The 2,068-nt window shown below is 71.7% G+C and carries 3 protein-coding genes; 2 read left to right on the top strand and 1 reads right to left on the bottom strand.

The features are described from left to right. Window positions 1-183 precede the first annotated feature (183 nt). Window positions 184-378, top strand: coding sequence for a hypothetical protein (locus tag AB0C29_RS45435; RefSeq protein WP_360834169.1), 195 nt, complete (start codon window positions 184-186; stop codon window positions 376-378). 22 nt (window positions 379-400) lie between these two features. Here AB0C29_RS45435 and AB0C29_RS45440 read toward each other — a convergent pair whose 3' ends face one another. Further along, window positions 401-1,147 carry an HAD-IA family hydrolase gene (locus tag AB0C29_RS45440; protein ID WP_360834171.1) on the bottom strand — a complete coding sequence of 249 codons (747 nt, stop codon included), beginning with the start codon at window positions 1,145-1,147 and terminating at the stop codon, window positions 401-403. Window positions 1,148-1,233: 86 nt separating this feature from the next. On the opposite strand from AB0C29_RS45440, the gene AB0C29_RS45445 reads away from it, so the two are divergent. After that, window positions 1,234-2,068: DEAD/DEAH box helicase (locus tag AB0C29_RS45445; RefSeq protein WP_360834173.1), on the top strand; the 835-nt coding region annotated here is incomplete at its 3' end.

Genomic DNA, 2,068 nt, shown 5'->3' on the forward strand with positions numbered 1-2,068 from the left:
CCGGGAGGTCCGGATCGGGGCGCCGGACATCATCGGGTACGCGGACGGCGAACGCGTCGCCGCCCTGCCTCTCGTGATCAGCTGCGAGCCGGGTGCGGTCCGGTTGTTGCGGTGATCCCGGCATCAGCGGCCGCCGACCCGGGCCGAACGGAGAGGTGAAGCCACAGATCATCGGGAGGCAGCATGTCGATCGGTTCGCTGAGCTCGAGCACCGTGTCCACCGCCACGCTGGCGTCGGCCGACACGGCTGGGCAGGCCGTCAAGGCCCAGGACGCCGAGAACCCGACGATCGCGGACCACGTGGCCGCGGCGGATGTCCAGGAGCCGATCCGCAGCGTCTCGACGACCCTCGGCACGCTGGTCGACACCTACCTCTGACCGCCTGACCTCCGCCGGAGGGCTAGACGGGGCAGCCGGCCAGGGCGAGGGTCGCCCCCAGGCCGTTGGTGCGACCCGGCTCTGCCGCCGGCAGGACCAGGGCCGCGCAGCCGGCCTGGACCGCTCCCGCGTCGGCCGGGCTGTCACCCACCATCAGCGTGCGTTCCGGGTCGGCCCCGAGCATCCCGCAGGCGCGCAGGAAGATCGCCGGGTCCGGTTTCGTGCGGCCCACCTCGTACGACAGGGCGAACGCGTCGACCAGGTCCGCCAGCCCCCACGCGGCGAAGTGCGGGCGGATGTCGAAGCCGATGTTGCTGACCACCGCCACCTTGATGCCCGCGTCGTGCAGGGTGCGCAGGGTCGGTTCGGTGTCCGCGTACGGCAGCCAGCCCTCCGGGCCCAGCAACCGCTCGTAGAGGGCGTCGGCGAGGCCCTCCACGTCCGTGCTGACGGTGGCGGCCAGGCCCGTGTAGGCGGCACGGTGGCTGTGTTCGTACAGGTCGCGGTCGGCCCAGTGCTCCGCCAGGTGCAGCGGCACCCGGTAGGGCAGCGGCCCACCGGCGCGCCCGGCCGTGACCAGGCGGTCGGCCAGGATCGTGGCCTTGCCGCGGTCCAGCTCCCGCCCGCAGGCCGCGGCCGCGGCGACCACCCAGGCCACCGGCTCCTCGACCTGCGCGAGGGTGCCGTGGAAGTCGAAGAGCACCGCGTCGACCTGGCGGCGCGACGGGAAGGCAGTCGAATCGGCGGCATCCGGCACGCCGTGCACCATACCCAGCGGCTGCGACGCAACTGTCGGCAACCGCCCGGCGGGGCATGACCTTCGTTGTGTCACACGCAAGCATTAGCCTTGTGTTCATGACGAGCCCCGCCGGTGATGTGAGCCCCGCCGAACGGTATGCGGCTTCGAAGCGCCGGGCGGCCCGGGCCGCCGAGTTTCCGGCCCTCGACGATTTCATGCTCGACGTCGGCTTCGACCTCGACGACTTCCAGCGCCAGGCCTGCGAGGCGCTGGAGCGCGGCAGCGGCGTGCTGGTCTGCGCCCCGACCGGCGCGGGCAAGACGGTGGTCGGTGAGTTCGCCGTGCACCTGGCGCTGCGCTCGGACGGCTCCGGCGTGCGCCGCAAGTGCTTCTACACGACCCCGATCAAGGCCCTGTCCAACCAGAAGTACCACGACCTGGTGGAACGCTACGGCGCCGACCAGGTCGGCCTGCTCACCGGCGACAACGTGGTCAACGGCGACGCCCCGGTCATCGTCATGACCACCGAGGTGCTGCGCAACATGCTCTACTCGGGCTCGGCGAGCCTGCAGGGCCTGGCGTACGTGGTGATGGACGAGGTGCACTACCTCGCCGACCGGTTCCGCGGCGCGGTCTGGGAGGAGGTCATCATCCACCTCCCGTCCTCTGTGACACTGGTCTCCCTGTCCGCCACGGTCAGTAACTACGAGGAGTTCGCCGACTGGCTGGTGACCGTGCGGGGGCAGACCGAGGTCGTGGTCAGCGAGCACCGGCCCGTCCCGCTCTGGCAGCACATGCTGGTCGGCAAGCGGATGTTCGACCTGTTCCACGACGCCGACGCGGCCCGCAAGCACGACGTGCACCCCGAGCTGCTGCGCTACACCCGCGAGATGCTGCGCCGGCTCGAGCTCACCGACCGTACGGCCGGGCCGGGCTGGCAGGGCCGCGGCG

It is taken from the genome of Actinoplanes sp. NPDC048791 (assembly GCF_040650095.1).
Lineage (GTDB): Bacteria > Actinomycetota > Actinomycetes > Mycobacteriales > Micromonosporaceae > Actinoplanes.